Annotated in this window: 14 protein-coding genes and 1 other RNA gene; 11 read left to right on the top strand and 4 right to left on the bottom strand. The window is 62.5% G+C overall.

Annotation, left to right across the window (positions count from 1 at the left end; all coding sequences use genetic code 11):
* The 10 genes from ACRC1E_RS06345 to yedA form a co-directional block, all read left to right on the top strand.
* A partial coding sequence (locus ACRC1E_RS06345; protein ID WP_438514269.1) for a translocation/assembly module TamB domain-containing protein occupies positions 1-3588 on the top strand: 3588 nt, incomplete at its 5' end.
* Positions 3589-3674: 86 nt separating this feature from the next.
* Positions 3675-4126: RNase P RNA component class A (gene rnpB / locus ACRC1E_RS06340), an RNA gene on the top strand.
* Between the two features lie 174 nt (positions 4127-4300).
* Entirely contained in the window at positions 4301-5329 is a 1029-nt protein-coding gene (dusB, locus tag ACRC1E_RS06335; RefSeq protein ID WP_438514268.1) for a tRNA dihydrouridine synthase DusB, read from the top strand.
* A gap of 18 nt (positions 5330-5347) precedes the next feature.
* Entirely contained in the window at positions 5348-5584 is a 237-nt protein-coding gene (locus ACRC1E_RS06330; RefSeq protein WP_124735051.1) for a helix-turn-helix domain-containing protein, read from the top strand.
* A 75-nt stretch (positions 5585-5659) separates the two neighbouring features.
* On the top strand, positions 5660-7237 hold the full coding sequence (gene purH / locus ACRC1E_RS06325; protein WP_438514267.1) for a bifunctional phosphoribosylaminoimidazolecarboxamide formyltransferase/IMP cyclohydrolase: 1578 nt from the start codon (positions 5660-5662) through the stop codon (positions 7235-7237).
* Positions 7238-7390: 153 nt separating this feature from the next.
* The gene (pagP, locus tag ACRC1E_RS06320) at positions 7391-7960 is read left to right on the top strand and encodes a lipid IV(A) palmitoyltransferase PagP (protein ID WP_438514266.1); all 570 of its coding nucleotides are present in this window, start codon (positions 7391-7393) and stop codon (positions 7958-7960) included.
* A gap of 61 nt (positions 7961-8021) precedes the next feature.
* On the top strand, positions 8022-9293 hold the full coding sequence (purD, locus tag ACRC1E_RS06315) for a phosphoribosylamine--glycine ligase (protein ID WP_438514265.1): 1272 nt from the start codon (positions 8022-8024) through the stop codon (positions 9291-9293).
* A gap of 207 nt (positions 9294-9500) precedes the next feature.
* A complete protein-coding gene (locus ACRC1E_RS06310; RefSeq protein ID WP_438514264.1) occupies positions 9501-10064 on the top strand; it encodes an L-threonylcarbamoyladenylate synthase in 564 nt (187 codons plus the stop codon).
* 18 nt (positions 10065-10082) lie between these two features.
* Positions 10083-10751, top strand: a complete 669-nt coding sequence (gene tolQ, locus ACRC1E_RS06305) for a protein TolQ (protein ID WP_438514263.1) — start codon at positions 10083-10085, stop codon at positions 10749-10751.
* A 112-nt stretch (positions 10752-10863) separates the two neighbouring features.
* Positions 10864-11739 carry a drug/metabolite exporter YedA gene (yedA, locus tag ACRC1E_RS06300; RefSeq protein ID WP_438514262.1) on the top strand — a complete coding sequence of 292 codons (876 nt, stop codon included), beginning with the start codon at positions 10864-10866 and terminating at the stop codon, positions 11737-11739.
* A gap of 84 nt (positions 11740-11823) precedes the next feature.
* Here the strand turns inward: yedA and ampD are convergent, their stop codons facing one another.
* Positions 11824-12393, bottom strand: a complete 570-nt coding sequence (gene ampD, locus ACRC1E_RS06295; RefSeq protein ID WP_438514261.1) for a 1,6-anhydro-N-acetylmuramyl-L-alanine amidase AmpD — start codon at positions 12391-12393, stop codon at positions 11824-11826.
* Positions 12394-12512: 119 nt separating this feature from the next.
* Here ampD and ACRC1E_RS06290 point away from each other — a divergent pair, with 119 nt between their 5' ends.
* A complete protein-coding gene (locus ACRC1E_RS06290; RefSeq protein WP_438514260.1) occupies positions 12513-13034 on the top strand; it encodes a hemerythrin domain-containing protein in 522 nt (173 codons plus the stop codon).
* Between the two features lie 59 nt (positions 13035-13093).
* On the opposite strand, the gene tal is transcribed toward ACRC1E_RS06290, so the two are convergent.
* From tal to phoB, 3 genes are all read right to left on the bottom strand, one after another.
* Positions 13094-14155 (bottom strand): transaldolase, encoded by a 1062-nt coding sequence (gene tal, locus ACRC1E_RS06285; RefSeq protein WP_438514259.1) that lies wholly within the window; start codon positions 14153-14155, stop codon positions 13094-13096.
* Between the two features lie 229 nt (positions 14156-14384).
* Positions 14385-15692, bottom strand: coding sequence for a phosphate regulon sensor histidine kinase PhoR (gene phoR, locus ACRC1E_RS06280; protein ID WP_438514258.1), 1308 nt, complete (start codon positions 15690-15692; stop codon positions 14385-14387).
* A gap of 7 nt (positions 15693-15699) precedes the next feature.
* Entirely contained in the window at positions 15700-16389 is a 690-nt protein-coding gene (gene phoB / locus ACRC1E_RS06275; RefSeq protein WP_438514257.1) for a phosphate regulon transcriptional regulator PhoB, read from the bottom strand.
* Positions 16390-16748: the final 359 nt, after the last annotated feature.

The following is a 16748-nucleotide window of genomic DNA, read 5'->3' as shown; positions in this document are numbered from 1 at the left end:
GGCACGCTGTGGCGCGGTTTTACGCTGCAGGGCGTGGTGTGGACGCAGCCTTTGCAGCGCATCACCTTGTCGTCGGTCGCGCTGGCCTGGCAGCCACAGGCGCTATGGCAGCGCAGGCTGCAAATTACCCGCCTGCAACTGGGCAGCGTACTGGTCGACGACCGCTCCCCCGCGTCCGGCAAGCCCTTGCTGGCCCCCGTATCGCTGGCCTTGCCGCTGGCTATCGAAGCGGAGCAGGTTTCGCTGCAAAGCCTGACCCTGCAGCAGCAGGCGCTGGTGTTCAGCAATATGGCCGGCTCCTACCGTTATCTCGATGGCCAGCATGCGCTGGCGCTGGAATCCCTGCATTCGCCATGGGGTCATGGCGCCGGTTCGCTGGCGCTGGCGGCGCAAACACCGTTTGCCCTGAGCGGGCGGGTCGAACTGGGTGGCGAACTGGACGGGCGCAAGCTGACTGCCTATGCCAATCTCGGCGGTTCGCTATTGGCGCCGACCTTGGCACTCAAGGGGCAGGCAACCGGCATCGTGGCCAATGTGGACGGCCAGTTTGCGCCGTTTGCACCGGTGATCTACCAGAAGATCAAGACCCTGTCGGTACGGCTGGGCGGTATCAATCCGGCCGTGCTGTTTCCGGGCGCGCCCGCCGGCATGATGGCATTGGCACTGGAGGCGCAGCCGGCCGGAGACAGCGCCATCTCCGGTGGCCTGTCGCTGACCAATACCAATGCCGGCCCCATTACCTCCAAGCGTTTTCCGCTTACGCTGGCGGTGGCAAGCTTTGCCGTCAATCAAGAGCAGCTGACGCTGTCGGATGCTTTTGCCCTGCTGGCGGACGGCCGCGTGGACATCAGCGGCATCTTTACGCCGCGAGATTTCGATCTCAAGCTGGCCTTGCAGCGTTTGTCGCTGCCTGCCATTGCTGCCGGCGCTCCGGCGCAAACGGTGTCGGGCACGGCAGTGCTTGCCGGCGAGAAAATGCAACCGCTGCTGAGTTTGCAGCTGAGCGCAGACAAATTGCGCTTGGCGAGTGAGCTGGTCTGGCGGCGCGGCAAGGCGGCGGCGCTGGATATCCGCCGCCTGCAGCTGACTAGCGGGAATGGCGTGATGGATGTGAACGGGCTGCTGGGTCTGGATGGTGCGCGCCGTCTGGCGCTGGCTGGAACGTTTCAGGCTTTTAATCCTGCGGTGCTGGATGCGCGTCTGCCGTCTGGCAGCATCAACGCCAAACTCAAACTGGATGCCAGTCTGGCCGACGCACCGCAAGGCACGCTGAGCCTGATGCTGACGCCCAGCCAGTTATCCGGCGCCCCCTTGAGTGGTCGCGCGGCAGCCTTGTGGCAGGCCGACCGCTTGGCCCGGCTGGATGCCTTGCTGCTGCTGGGCGGCAACCGGCTGGAAGCCAAGGGGGCTTACGGCAAGGCCGGAGACAAGCTGCAACTGGCCTTGCAGGCCGATAATCTGGGCCTGCTGGGGCCGGCCTTTTCCGGTCGCGCCCAGGCTGCGCTGGTGCTTGCCGGCACCCCGGCGCAACCGCTATTCAGCGGTAAGCTGGACGCCAGCGGCCTGCGTCTGCCCGGTGACATCAGTATCGCGGCGCTGAATGCCGAGGGTGAACTGGCAACCAGCGGCAATAGCCCGTTTGCCTTGAATGCCAGCGTGCGCGAGCTGCGTGCCGGCACGCTGCTGCTTGAGCAGCTGGCCTTAAACGGCAAGGGCGTGCGTAGCCGCCATACGCTGGCATGGGACGGCAAGCTGGCGCTGGGCGGCAAACCGTTCGCCCTATCCGGCCAGCTCGATGGCGGTTTGTCGGATCGCAGCGTGTGGCAGGGGATGCTGGCACGGCTGGCAGTACAGGGCGAGCCGGCATTGCAGTTGCTGCAGCCGGTCAGCCTCTTGGCATCTGCCGACAAAGTCGAGTTGGGTGCCGGGCGCTGGCGGGTGCTGGATGCCGACTGGGCATTGCAAAAAACCGCTTGGTCGCGCTCGGGCGGGGTAGAAACCGCGGGGCGGGTGCAGGGGGTGCGCCTGAGTGCCTTGTCGCCATGGCTGAGCCTGCCGCTCAAGGAAAGCCTGAGTCTGGGCGGCGACTGGGCTTTGCGTGTCGTCGATGGCGTGCCGCAGGGGCAAGTCAATCTGCAGCGCGAGACGGGCGATATCGAAGTACCGGTGAAAGCCGGTAGCCGTGCGCTGGGCTTGAGTGAGGCACGCCTGAATGCGCAGCTGGATGCGGCAGGGGTGAACTGGCGCGTGCAGCTGGCCAGCAGCCTTGCCAGCCTCACGGGTCAGGGCCGTATCCAGACGCTGGGCGGGCAGTATGCGGCCGGCTCGCCACTGAATGCCAGCTTGCGGGCCACCCTGCCGTCGCTGGCCGTATTCCAGCCGTGGCTGTCGCTGGGGCAGACGCTGGACGGGCGCGCCGCCATCGATCTTGCCATGGGCGGCACACTGGGGGCGCCGCAATTTTCCGGCCCCTTGACTGCCAGCGCCCTGGCATTCAGCGACCGGCGCAACGGTATCGTCCTGAAAGACGGGGAACTCAGTGCCCGTTTTGCCGGGCGCGAACTGTGGCTGGAAAGCCTGACCTTTAACAAGAATGATGCCTTAACTGCCAGCGGCAAGCTGGCGCTGGTGGAGGGCAAGCCCGAGGCGCATCTGGTGTTCAGACTGGACAAGTTCCGCGCCATTTCGCGCCCGGGGCGGCGGGTGGTGGCTTCCGGGCTCGTCAATCTGGATCTGGACGCCAGTGGCGTGGCACTGAACGGGGCGATCAAAATCGACCGGGCACGGGTGGAAATGCCCAAGCTTGGCGCACCGGCGCTGGGGAAGGATGTGGTGGTGGTCGGGCGTATCAAGCCGGATGAGGCTGCGGCCAGCTTGCCGTTTGCCATGGCTATCGAACTGGATCTGGGCGACAACTTCCGCTTTAGCGGTGCCGGTCTGACGACCGGGCTTGCCGGACAGTTGCAGTTGAAGGCTAATCCGGGTGAGGCGCTGGCCATTTACGGGCAGGTCAATACGGTCGATGGCCGTTTCAAGGCTTACGGTCAGGATCTGGACATCAGCAAGGGCGTGATTTCCTTTAGCGGGGCCATGGATAACCCGGGGCTGTCCATTCGCGCGCTGCGCCGCTTGTCGCCGGTGGGTGCCGGTGTCGAAGTCAGCGGTTCGGTACTCTACCCCAAGGTGCTGCTGGTGGCCGACGAGCCGATGTCGGAGAAAGAAAAACTGGCGTGGCTGATCCTCGGGCGCTCGGCCGGTGGCGGGGCGCAGGACGATAATGCGCTGGCGGCGGCGGCCGGCGGCTTTCTGGCGGGAGCGGTGAACGACAAGCTGGGCCTGTTTGACGATATCGGCCTGAGCTCGCGTGGCGAGAAAACGCTGGCCAACGGCACCGTCAATCCGGCCGAGCAGGTGGTGACGCTGGGGCGGCAGTTGTCGCAATCGCTGTATTTGGGATACGAATACGGTATCACCAGTGCCAGTCAGGCGGTCAAGGTGGTGTATCAGCTGAGCAAGGGCTGGTCGGCCCAGCTGAAAGCCGGCACCTCGGCCGAGGTGGAAAGCCGTTATACGGTGAGGTTTGATTGATGGGGAGCTCGGGACTGGGGATTCGGGACTCGGGATTCGGTTCCCCGATCCCCGATCCCGGGTATCCGTGTTACAATCCGCCCCGGAAAGTCGACCAGACAGTCGCCGCGTGTTAAGTCACGGGGAGGAAAGTCCGGGCTCCATAGGGCAGGATGCCGGTTAACGACCGGGCGTCGTGAGGCGACGGAAAGTGGAACAGAGAGCAGAACCGCCGATGGCTGGGTGCTTCACCGCAAGGTGCAGTACCAACGCGACAGGCCAGGATACGCGCCCTTCAGGGTGTACGTCCTGCACCAGCGCTGGCTTGCCAGCACGCTGTCGCACGGCACAGGTAAGGGTGAAAAGGTGCGGTAAGAGCGCACCGCGTTGGTGGCAACATTCAACGGCAGGCTAAACCCCATCCGGAGCAAGACCAAATAGGGGTACATTGGCGTGGCCCGCGCTGTACCCGGGTAGGTTGCTTGAGCCTGTCGGTAACGGCAGGTCTAGAGGAATGACTGTTCAACGACAGAACCCGGCTTATCGGTCGACTTTCCACCCGATTCCGCGATCAGGGAATGGTGCGCAGGGAATAAGGGCAGCCGCCGCAGGCGCTATCTTTTCGCTGAGCACGCTTCCATAAACGCCCAAAAAACAGGCAGTTCCCCCTCCCCCGACCGTCCAAAAAGCATTACAATGGCGACCCTTCGCCGCCTGACATACCGTTACTCGCATGCAAATCGGATCTTACCTGCTGAAAAACCAGCTGATTGTTGCGCCTATGGCGGGCGTGACCGACCGACCGTTTCGCATGCTGTGCAAGTCTATGGGCGCGGGGATGGCGGTGTCGGAAATGATCACCTCCAACAAGTCGCTATGGGCGACGGCCAAGACCTTGCGTCGGGCCGACCATAGTGGCGAGGTGGAGCCGATCTCGGTGCAGATTGCCGGCGCCGATCCGGCTCAGATGGCGGAAGCGGCGCGCATGAATGTGGATCAGGGTGCGCAGATCATCGACATCAATATGGGCTGTCCGGCCAAGAAGGTGTGCAATGTAGCGGCCGGCTCCGCGCTGATGCGCGATGAAGCGCTGGTCGCCCGTATTCTGGCGGCGGTGGTGGCGGCGGTCGATGTGCCGGTCACGCTGAAAATCCGCACCGGCTGGAGCCGTGAACACAAGAATGCGCTGGCGATTGCGCGCATTGCCCAAGATTCGGGCGTGGCCGCGCTGGCGATGCACGGCCGTACCCGCGAAGACCTGTATCATGGCGAGGCCGAATACCAGACCATCGCGGCGGTGAAACAGGCGCTGAGCATCCCGGTGATCGCCAATGGCGATATCGACAGCCCGGAAAAAGCGCGCTACGTGCTTGAGGTGACCGGTGCCGACGCGATCATGATAGGGCGTGCGGCGCAGGGCCGGCCGTGGATTTTTCGCGAGATCCAGCATTATCTGGAGTGCGGCGAAACCTTGCCGCCGCCGCGTGTCGCCGAGATTCGCGCCGTATTGCTTGCGCATCTGGACGCGCTGTATGAATTTTATGGCGAGTATTCCGGCTGCCGCATCGCACGCAAGCATATCGCCTGGTACACCAAGGCTTTGGCCGGCGGCAATGCCTTCCGCCAGCAGATGTACCAGCTGGAAACAACCGCCAGCCAGCGCTTGGCCGTGGCAAGCTATTTTGACCGCTTGTGTGAAGTTTCCGAGCGCCTGCAGTACCTGGACGAAAATCTGTGCCGCGCTGTGCGCGCACCCGAATAATCAAAGACAACCGATACCATGCAGAATCACGAACATATTTCCCACTCCGTCAAACTGGCGATGGAGCAGTATTTCCGCGATCTGGACGGCGAGACGCCGACGGCGGTGTACGACATGGTATTGGCCTGTGTAGAAAAGCCCTTGATCGAGGTGGTGCTGGTGCATACCCAGGGCAACCAGACCCGGGCTGCCGAGCTGTTGGGGCTTAACCGCAACACCTTGCGCAAGAAAATGAAGGCATACAGTTTGATTTGAAGATAAACCGGCATCCCACAAGGATTGCCGGTTTTTTTATGGTGTGGCAGTCGACTCAAAGGGAAGTAGAAGCAGATGACCAAGATCGAACGTGCGTTGATCAGTGTTTCCGACAAGACCGGTATTCTGGAGTTTGCCCGTGCGCTGGCCGCGCAAGGCGTGGAAATCCTCTCCACCGGCGGTACCGCCAAACTGCTGGCCGAGCATCAGGTGCCGGTGATTGAAGTGTCGGACTACACCGGTTTTCCGGAAATGCTGGATGGCCGGGTCAAGACCCTGCATCCTAAAGTCCACGGCGGCATCCTCGGTCGTCGCGACCTGCCGGCGCATGTGGCCAAGATGGCCGAGCACGATATCGGCAATATCGACCTCGTCTGCGTCAATCTGTACCCGTTTGCCGCCACCATCGCCAAGGAAGGCTGCAGCATCGAGGACGCGATCGAGAATATCGATATCGGCGGCCCGACCATGGTGCGCTCTGCCGCCAAGAACTGGGCGCATGTGGCCATCGTCACCGACGCGGCCGACTATGCGGCACTCACCGAAGAAATGGCGGCCAATGCCGGCAAACTGGCCAAGAAGACCCGCTTCGAGCTGGCCAAAAAAGCCTTTACCCATACTGCCGCTTACGATGGTGCCATCTCCAACTACCTGACCAGCCTGGCGCCGGATGCACTTGCCGGCACGCCGGATCGCGTCGCCTTCCCGGATCGTCTGAATGCACAGTGGGTCAAGGTGCAGGACATGCGCTACGGGGAAAACCCGCATCAGGCGGCCGCGTTTTACCGTGATCTGGAGCCGGCGGCCGGCACCATCGCAGGCTATCGCCAGTTGCAGGGCAAGGAGCTGTCGTATAACAATATCGCCGACTCCGATGCCGCTTGGGAAGCGGTCAAGACCTTCGACGCGCCGGCCTGCGTCATCGTCAAGCACGCCAACCCGTGCGGCGTCGCCATCGCCGCTGATACCCTTTCCGCCTACCGTCTGGCGTTTGCCACCGACACCACCAGCGCCTTTGGCGGCATTATCGCCTTCAACCGTCCGGTCGATGCCGAGACCGTGGAAGCCGTCACCGGCCAGTTCCTCGAAGTACTGATCGCGCCGGCCTTCACCGATGAAGCCAAGGCCATCATCGCCGCCAAGAAGAATGTGCGCGTGCTGGAGATTCCGCTGGAAGCCGGTGCCAACCACTACGAACTCAAGCGCGTCGGCGGCGGTGTACTGGTGCAGACGCCGGACATCCGCAACGTCGGCCTAGACGAACTGCGCGTGGTCACCAAGCGCGCGCCGAGCGAGCAGGAAATGAAGGACCTGTTGTTCGCATGGCGCGTGGCCAAGTATGTGAAGTCCAACGCCATCGTGTTCTGCGCCAATGGCCAGACTGCAGGCATCGGCGCCGGCCAGATGAGCCGCGTCGACTCCACCCGTATCGCCGCGCGCAAGGCGGCTGATGCCGGCCTGTCGCTGCAGCATGCCGTTGCCTCTTCCGATGCCTTCTTCCCGTTCCGCGACGGCATCGATGTGATCGCCGAGCAGGGCATCAAGGCCATCATCCAGCCGGGCGGCTCGATGCGCGACGAAGAAGTGTTCGCCGCCGCCGACGAACACGGCATCGCCATGGTATTGACCGGCGTGCGCCACTTCCGCCACTAAGCCTGCTTGTCCTGCTCCCGGTCTGGGCTGGGAGCAGGTTTAGCTAGCTTGTGATTTTTATGTTGCCTGCAGCCTTTGTGTCTGGCGTATCATGCGGGCCTTTTGCAAGGCCGGTTTGCCGTGGGCAGTCCGGTCTCTGAGTGAGAGGTTTGCATGTCAAGTACGGTTGTCGCCCGCTGGGTGGTTCTGGGTGCCTTGGGTGGCGCATTGTTGGCGCCCTGCGCCTGGGCGGAAGAAGGTGCAGTACCGGCGGGATGGTGGTCTCGGACTAAAGACACGATGGCGATGACCTGGGCGTCCCAGCAGTACGAGTTGTATGTCCCGCTGAATGCCTGGCATAACCGTTCCAAGTATTCGGCCGAGAAAATTGCCGGCTACAACGAAGATCCCTGGGGGCTGGGGATAGGCAAGTACCGCTACGACGCGGATGGTGACTGGCATGCCTGGTATGCGATGGCTTTTCTCGACTCGCACAAGGATGTCGAACCGATTGCCGGTTACGGTTTCCAGAAAATGTGGCGTCCATGGGGCGGTGATTTCCGTCTGGGCGCAGGTTTTACGGCAGGTGTGACGGCACGCAAGGACTATGACTATATCCCGCTCCCGGTCATTCTTCCCCTTCTATCGGTCGAGTATGGACGCTTCGCGCTGCAGACGACTTATATCCCCGGCAGCTCGGGTAATGGCAATGTGCTGTTTACCTGGGCGCGTTGGCAGTTTTGATTTGAGCATGCCGATATCGGTGCCCGATGGCTGCATCGGCATGCAATCTGGAGATTGATTGATGAACATCCTCATTATCGGTTCCGGCGGGCGCGAGCATGCGCTGGCCTGGCGTATTGCACAGTCGCCACGTGCGGCCAAGGTCTTTGTCGCACCGGGTAATGCCGGCACCGCGCTGGATGCGCGCCTCAGCAATGTCGCGATCAGCGATATTGCCGAACTAGTCGCCTTTGCCAAGGCCGAAAACATCGCGCTGACCGTGGTCGGCCCCGAAGCGCCGCTGGCTGCCGGTGTGGTCGATGCCTTTCGCGCTGCCGGTCTGCGCATCTTCGGGCCGACGCAGTACTGCGCACAGCTGGAAAGCTCCAAGGATTTCGCCAAGGCCTTTATGCAGCGCCACGGCATCCCGACCGCCGGCTACCAGACCTTCACCGATGCGGCTGCCGCGCGTGACTATGTGACTGCCCGTGGCGCGCCTATCGTGATCAAGGCCGACGGCCTCGCTGCCGGCAAGGGCGTGGTGGTGGCGATGACGCTGGATGAGGCGCATGCCGCCATCGACGACATGCTCTTGGGCAACAAGATGGGCGAGGCCGGTGCCCGCGTGGTGATCGAAGATTTCCTCGAAGGCGAGGAGGCGAGCTTTATCGTGATGGTCGACGGCGAGCATGTGCTGGCGATGGCCACCAGCCAGGACCACAAGCGCCTGCTCGATGGCGACCAAGGCCCCAACACCGGCGGCATGGGCGCTTATAGCCCGGCACCGGTGGTGACGCCGGAAGTGCACGAACGTGCCATGCGCGACATCATCCTGCCGACGGTGGCCGGCATGAAAAAGGACGGCCACGCCTACACCGGCTTTTTGTACGCCGGGCTGATGATAGACAAGGCTGGCCAGCCGTACACCATCGAGTTCAACTGCCGCTTCGGCGACCCGGAAACCCAGCCCATCATGGCGCGCATGCAGTCAGACTTCACCGAGCTGCTGGATGCCGGCATCGATGGCACGCTGGATCAGGTCACGGCCGAGTGGGATAGCCGCGTGGCACTGGGCGTGGTGCTGGCTGCTGCCGGCTATCCGGACGCGCCGCAAAAGGGTGCCGTGATTCACGGTATTCCGGCGGCGACGGCCGACGGCATGGTGTTCCACGCCGGTACGTCGCAGAACGCTGATGGCGCAGCCGTCGTCTCGGGTGGACGCGTGCTGTGTGCGGTGGGGCTGGGCGAAAGCGTTGCCGAGGCGCAAGCGCGAGCCTATGAGGTGGCCGACCAGATCGCGTTCGACGGTTGCCAGCTGCGCCGCGATATCGGCTACCGCGCCATCGGCCGCTAATACAGCTGGCAAGTCTCGCGGCTGAAGCCGCTCCTACGTAAGCCTGGTTTTCACGGCAGGAGCGGCCTTAGCCGCAATCAGCGAGGGCTTGTCCTGCGGGAGACCCGCAATCGGCAAGCCGGCCCGTGATTTATTGCCGGATTGTGGCTCCCCGTTCTTCATTCCCTGTTGTTACAATGTCGTCTTCATGAATCGGGCGATGTCATCTTGCAAATCAGAAAGTTTCCTTCGGCGGCGCAACTGGCGCAGGCGCGTGCCGCTTACCGTGATGGCGGGCTGATTGCCTATGCCACCGAATCCTGTTTCGGTCTGGGGTGCGATCCGCTGAATGCCCGCGCCTTGCGCCGCGTGATTGCGCTCAAGGGCCGGCCCAACCACAAGGGCCTGATCGTGGTGGCCGCCAGCATCGAGCAGCTGGCGCCGCTGATCAAGCCCCTGAGCGCGGCCGAGCGCGCCACGCTGCTGCGCTACTGGCCGGGGCCGTATACTTTTCTGATTCCTGCCTCGCCCAAGGTGCTGCCGCTGTTGCGCGGCCGTCACCGCAAGATTGCGGTACGGGTAACTGCCCATCGCGAAACCGCCAGCCTGTGCCATGCGCTGGGCCCCTTGGTGTCGACCTCGGCCAATCGCGCCGGCCAAAAATCGCTGCGTACTGCTGCCGCTTGCGAACGCGCGTTCGGCGCTGCGGTGCTAACCCTGCCCGGGCGCGTCGGCCAGCGGCGCAAACCCTCTACCATCATCGATCTAGAAACCGGCCGCGTGCTGCGCTAAGCCGTAAAAGGAATACATATGCAGGAATTCTCCGTCGTCAGCCTGATACTCAATGCCAGCCTGGTGGTGCAACTGGTGATGGCCGGCCTGGTGTTGACCTCGGTGCTGTCGTGGGCGCTGATTTTCAACAAGATCGGTACCCTGCGCCGGGCCAAACGCGATAGCGAAAGCTTCGAGCGTGCCTTCTGGAGCGGCAGCGACCTTAACCGCCTGTATGAAGAGGCATCGCGCAATAATGCGCGCGGCAGCATGGAAAGCATCTTTCAGGCCGGCTTTGCCGAATTCCTGAAGTTGCGCGGCCGCCCAGGCACCGAGCTGTCCGACATCATGGACGGCAGCCGCCGCGCCATGCGCGCCAGTGCGCAGCGCGAGCTGGACGAGCTGGAAAGCCACAACGCCTTTCTCGCCACCGTCGGTTCGGTCAGCCCCTATGTCGGCCTGTTCGGCACCGTGTGGGGCATCATGCATGCCTTTATCGGCCTGGGTAACGCCGGTCAGGCCACGCTGGCCACGGTGGCACCGGGCATTGCCGAGGCGCTGATCGCCACCGCCATCGGCCTGTTTGCCGCCATTCCGGCGGTGATCGCCTACAACCGTTTCGCCACCGATGTCGACCGTCTGGCTACCCGCTTCGACACCTATATGGAAGAATTTTCCAACATCCTGCAGCGGCTGGCGACACGCTGAACTCTCGGGACTCGGGACTCGGGACTCGGGACTCGGGACTCGCGGCCGAGTCCCGGCTTCCTGATCCCAGATCCCGGTTCCCAGATCCCGAGTCCCTCATATGAAAGCCCCCATGACCGCTGCCCCCGCTCCCAATCGCCTGCTGCTGATTCTGTCCTTCTTCTGCCTGTATGTGATCTGGGGCTCGACCTATTTCGCGATCCGTATCGGCGTCGAATACTGGCCGCCATTCATGATGGCCGGGCTGCGTTTTCTCACCGCCGGCCTGATCCTGATGGGGGTGCTGCTGGTCACACGGAAATGGGCGCTGCCGTCGGCAGCCGAACTCAAGGGCGCAGCCATTCTCGGCGTGCTGATGCCGGGTGTCGGCAACGGGCTGGTGACGCTGGCCGAAAAGGATGTGTCCAGCGGCGTGGCCGCGCTGGTGGTGGCTACCGTGCCGCTGTTCGCTACCCTGTTTGCACAGGGTTTCGGCCAGAGGGCCAGAAAGCTGGAATGGGCCGGCATCGCGCTGGGCTTTGCCGGCATGGTGTTTTTGAATCTGGGCGCCAACCTCAGGGCCAGCCCCGAGGGCGCCATCCTGCTGCTGCTGGCATCGGCCGGCTGGGCACTGGGATCGGCCTGGAGCCGCCACCTCAAGCAGCCATCAGGTATCGCCGGCAGTGCGTGGATGATGGTATTCGGCGGCGGTTCGCTGTTGATCGCCAGCCTGCTCAAGGGTGAAACGCTGACCGCCATGCCGCCGCTGCAAGGCTGGCTGGCCGTGGCTTACTTGGTACTGTTCGGCTCGATTGTCGCCTACAGCGCTTATCTCTATTTGCTGAAAAACGTCTCCGCCGCCGCCGCCACCAGTTACGCCTATGTAAACCCGATTATCGCGGTGCTGTTGGGCGTCGCCTTCCTTGGCGAGCACGTCGGCGTGCATGAAATGGTGGCGATGGCGATCATTGTCACGGCGGTGCTGCTGATCAGCTGGAAGAAGGGTTGAGCCGGGTATGAGCCGCAGCTCGCAAGTCCCAATTTGCGGGTCTCCCCTCTGGTGGGTTACGCCGCTTGCAGCGGCTATCCCACCCTACACGCCCTTCCATAGCGGCAAGTCGCTTGCCACTTTGTCCCATTCGAAGTAGGGCCCGGGGTCGGTTTTGCGGCCGGGGGCGATGTGTTCGTGGCCGGTGATGGCCGCCAGCGGCAGCGTGCTGCTGAGTAGCGCCAGCAGCCGGTTCAGCGTGGTGTATTGCGCCTCACAAAACTGCTCGAAGTCGGAGCCTTCCATTTCTACCCCGATCGAAAAATCATTGCAGCACTCGCGTCCGGCAAAGCAGGACACGCCGGCGTGCCAGGCGCGGCGCGTTACCGGTACGAACTGCACCAGTTCACCGTCGCGGCGGATAAAGAAGTGCGACGACACCCTGAGGTGGGCGATAGTGGCGTAGTAGGGGTGGGCCGTAGGGTCTAGCGTATTGGTGAACAGTTGCGCCACGCCGTCGCCACCGTATTCATTCGGCGGCAGGCTGATATTGTGGATCACCAGCAAGCTGGGCTGCGTGTCCGGCGCGTAGTCATTGCAATTGGGCGAAGGCAGGCAGTGTGCCTGCGCAAGCCAGCCATCAGCGGAGAGTGTCAGTGCGGTATCTTGGTGCATGGCGGTTATTTGCCCATTATCACGGCTTGGGCTGGCCAATTTAGCCGAAATTGCAGCCGTAGTCTGCTAGGGTGCAAGCCGGAATCTTTTTAAACTCTTCTCAAGCGCAGGAAAACACCATGTTGCCACTGAATGCACTGGGGCCGACCGGGCCTTCTTTTGATCAGCCACTGGAAATGCTGGAAGCCTGCCACGACAAGATCCGCCGTTTTTGCGACCAGCTGGAAAAGCTGCCGGGCTATGTGGCAGAGCATGGGGTGAACGAGGCGGTGGTGAATACAGTGGAGGCGGTGGTGCGTTACTTCGATATCGCCGGCCCGCAGCACCATCAGGACGAAGAAGACGAACTGTTTCCGCTGTTGTGGCAGAAAGTGCCTGCCGCATTACCACGGCTGGAGCAGCTACAGGCCGAACACGGCTATCTGCTGTCGCGCTGGGTGGCGATACGCGAAGATTTGTGGGCGCTACGCAATGGCGATGCGGCGGCCATCAGCCGTATCGATATCGTTGATTTTGTGCGGCTGTATCGCGAGCATGCGGCGATGGAGGAGAAGTGGCTATTTCCGCTGGCCGCCGCCAGCCTGAGCGAAGAGGAAATGCGCGCCGCCGGCAAACATATGGCGGCGCGGAGACAGGGGTAAGGGCGGGGAGTAGGGAGTAGGGAGTAGGGAGTTTGCTCCCCATTCCCCATTCCCCATTTTCACGCTGTCAGCTGTAGCAGTGCATCAAACGCATCGTCGAACAGCTTGAGGCCGTCGGCCTGCAGCTTTTCACCGGCCGCATCCAGATCGACACCGGCGGCCTTGACCTCGGCCAGTAGCCGGAATGCGTCGTCCATATCGGCCGCCAGCGTCGCTGCCGCAACACCGTGGTCGCGGAAGGCGGCCAGCGTCGCATCCGGCGTGGTATTGACGGTTTCGTCACCGATCAGGCTTTCCACATACAGTACGTCGGAGTAGGCCTTGTTCTTGGTACCGGTCGATGCCCACAGCAGATACTGGGCGCGGGCACCGGCTGCTTTCAGTGCCGCAAATTCTTCACCGTTAAAGCGTTCGTGGTAGCGCGCATAAGCAGCCTTGGACATGGCAACCGCGGTCTTGCCCTGCAGCGCCGCCGGCAGTTGTGGGTCCAGCAGGCTGTCGACGCGCGACAGGAAGAAGCTGGCCACCGCCTTGATATGTGCCAGCGGCTTGCCGTCGGCGTGACGGGCCTTGAGGCCGGCGATATAGGCATCCCATACCGCATTCACCTGCGGCAGGGAGAATAGCAGGGTGATATTGACGTTGACGCCTTCGCGGGTCAGCACTTCAAAGGCGCGGATGCCTGCTGCCGTAGCCGGAATCTTGATCATGGCATTGGGGCGGGCAACGCCTGCCCACAGTCGGCGGGCGGCGGCCAGGGTGCCGGCTTCGTCATGCGCCAGCTGCGGCGACACTTCCAGGCTGACATAACCATCGGCAGTGGCGCTGGTTTCATACAGCGGCGCCAACAGATCGCAGGCGGCCTGAATGTCGGGTACGACCAGTGCTTCATAACGCGCTTCGGCGCTCAGACCGGTATCGGCCTTGAGCTGCGCGAGGTCAGACTGATAGCGCGCATCGGAGGCGATGGCCTTGTAGAAAATGGCCGGGTTGGAGGTGACGCCGGCGATGCCGTCGTCTGCGATCAGGCGGGCCAGTTCGCCCGAGGCAATCAGTTCGCGGGACAGGTTGTCCAGCCAGATACGCTGGCCGAACGGGAGGATGGCTTGCAGGCGGTTCATGCGGGGCTCTATTTGTCTATTTAGCCAGCTATGCTAGCCGTCACGTGCCGCAGTGCCAAGCCTTGCCCGCCTTGGTAGAGGATTAAATCCCTTTAGGCATTGAAATACTGTCTCAAGTATGTCAATTGGCGTGGTGTGCCGGCGTCACGCGGGTGATATATCCCGATATAGGGCGCGAGCCTGACGGGGATGGCCAACAAGAAGCGCCACCCCATCACGGTGCGGCGCCTCAGCTTTGCCCTGCTGCGGCAATATGTTCGCGCCCGAACACCACGCTGAAGGTACTGCCCTGCTCGTCCCGGCTGTGGACTTCGAGCTTGGCCCGATGCCTTGCCACCACATGCTTGACGATGGCGAGGCCGAGGCCGGTGCCGCCGCTGGAGCGCGAACGGCCGCGGTCTACGCGGTAAAAGCGCTCGGTCAGGCGCGGAATGTGCTCGCGTGGAATGCCGATGCCGGTGTCGGTGACGCTAAAGCGTGCGCTATGGGCATCAACCTGCCACGCCAGCGTAATGGTGCCGCCTTCCGGGGTATAGCGTATGGCATTGGACACCAGATTGCCGAAGGCCGAATGCAGCTCCTGCGGGCAGCCCCACAGCCAGTCGGGGCTATGCTGCGTCAGTGCGATGCGGTGCCGGCCACGCGACAAGCCCTCTGCCTCTATCAATAGGGTGTTCAGCAACGCATCCATATCGACCTTATCGAATTCGACAGCCTTGGGGTCGTTTTCCAGTCTCGACAAGACCAGCAGGTCTTCCACCAGTCGCTGCATGCGCCGTGACTGTTCCATCATCATCGGCAGGAAGTGCTTGAGCGTGGCGCTGTCGACCTCGTCCATATCGGATAGCGTTTCGATAAAGCCGCCGACCACCGTCAGCGGGGTACGCAGTTCGTGCGACACATTGGCGACAAAGTCGCGATGTACGGTCTGCACCCGCTCCAGCGACGTGATGTCGCGCGACAGCAGCATTTTATGCGAGAGATCGAAGGGCACCAGCTGGATGGACAGTACGCGGTCACGGGCATTGCCGCTGACCAGAACCAGCGGCTGGCTGAACTGGCCTGCCGCCATATAGCTGTGGAAAGCCGGGTGGCGGATCAGGTTGAGTAATTGGCTGCCGATATCCAGCGTGCGGTCCAGCGCAAAATGCTCGACCGCCATCGGGTTCATCCAGTCGATGCGGTCGTGGCCGTTCAGTACGATCACCCCATCCGGCATGGCTTCGCCGGCATTGGTAAAGCGCTCCAGTGCCGCCGCCATCCGCTTGCGGTTTTCGTCCTGTTTGCGCGCCTGACGGTATAAGGCCATGAAGATCGCCGCCCAGGAACCGTAGCCGTCGGGGATATGGCGTGCGCTGGGGTGTTGCAGCCAGACAGTCAGGCGTGCCACATGCCACAGATGGAACAGCAGCCAGCCGCTTAGCAGGGCGATCGCCGCGAGCAGGGCGGGAACCAGCCCCAGTATCAGCCAGCAAGCCAGCGTCAGGGCCAGAATCAGCGCAGCATAAAGCAAGGAGCGGTGCAGGAAGTCGCGCAAAAGAGTCTCACATCTGGGTAGAAAAACGATAGCCGGTACCGCGTACCGTCTGGATCAGCGCATCGTGGCCGGTAGCTTCGAGCGCGCTTCTGAGGCGGCGGATATGCACGTCGACGGTGCGCTCTTCGACAAAGACATGGTCGCCCCACACCTGATCCAGTAGCTGGGTGCGCGAATGCACACGCTCGGCATGGGTCATGAAAAAGTGCAGCAGGCGGAATTCGGTCGGCCCCAGATCCTGGGCCTTGCCTTCGATACTGATGCGGTGGGTGACCGGATCAAGGCGCAGGCCATTGACCTCGATGGCGTCATCGGTCATCTGCGGCGCGCGCCGGCGCAGTACGGCCTTGATGCGGGCCAACAGTTCGCGTGGCGAAAACGGCTTGGTGATGTAGTCGTCGGCCCCGGTTTCGAGGCCGGTCAGCTTGTCCTGCTCGTCCGAGCGGGCGGTGAGCATGATGATGGGGATCTGGCGCGTACGCTCGCTGGCACGCAAACGGCGCGCCACCTCCACGCCGGAAGCGCCGGGCAGCATCCAGTCCAGTAGCACCAGATCGGGCAGGGCATTGTTGATCAGTGTCTGTGCGGCTTCGGCACTGGCCGCACGCAATACATGATGACCGGCCTGAGTCAGGTTGAATGCAATCAGCTCCTGAATGGCCGGTTCGTCTTCGACAAGCAATATAGTGGCTGGCATACGCAGGCATCCCCGTTTTATGGTCAGCGCAAGGATAAGGCGGCGGGATTACATGAATATGACAGTTTGACGTAAAGGCGGGGAATAGGGAATAGCAAGTGTGTGCTTCTTTTTGAGGGATCGGGGAATAGGGAATAGGGGGCGGCTGGCGGGTTTGGTTTTTCGGGATCGGGGAGCCGGGAATGGGGAGCCGCGGTGTTGACGTGCTTGGGTCGGTTCGTAACACTGAAATCCGAGTCCCGAGTCCCGAGTCCCGAGTCCCGAGTCCCGAGTCCCGAGTCCCGAGTCCCGAGTCCCGAGTCCCGAGTCCCGAGTCCCGAGTCCCGAGTCCCGAGTCCCGAGTCCCGAGTCCCGAGTCC

Origin of the sequence: Craterilacuibacter sp., assembly GCF_051659485.1 — a bacterium.
Taxonomy (GTDB): domain Bacteria; phylum Pseudomonadota; class Gammaproteobacteria; order Burkholderiales; family Chromobacteriaceae; genus Craterilacuibacter.
The sequence above is the reverse complement of the archived record's forward strand: the minus strand, read 5'-3'. Positions and strand labels throughout refer to the sequence as shown.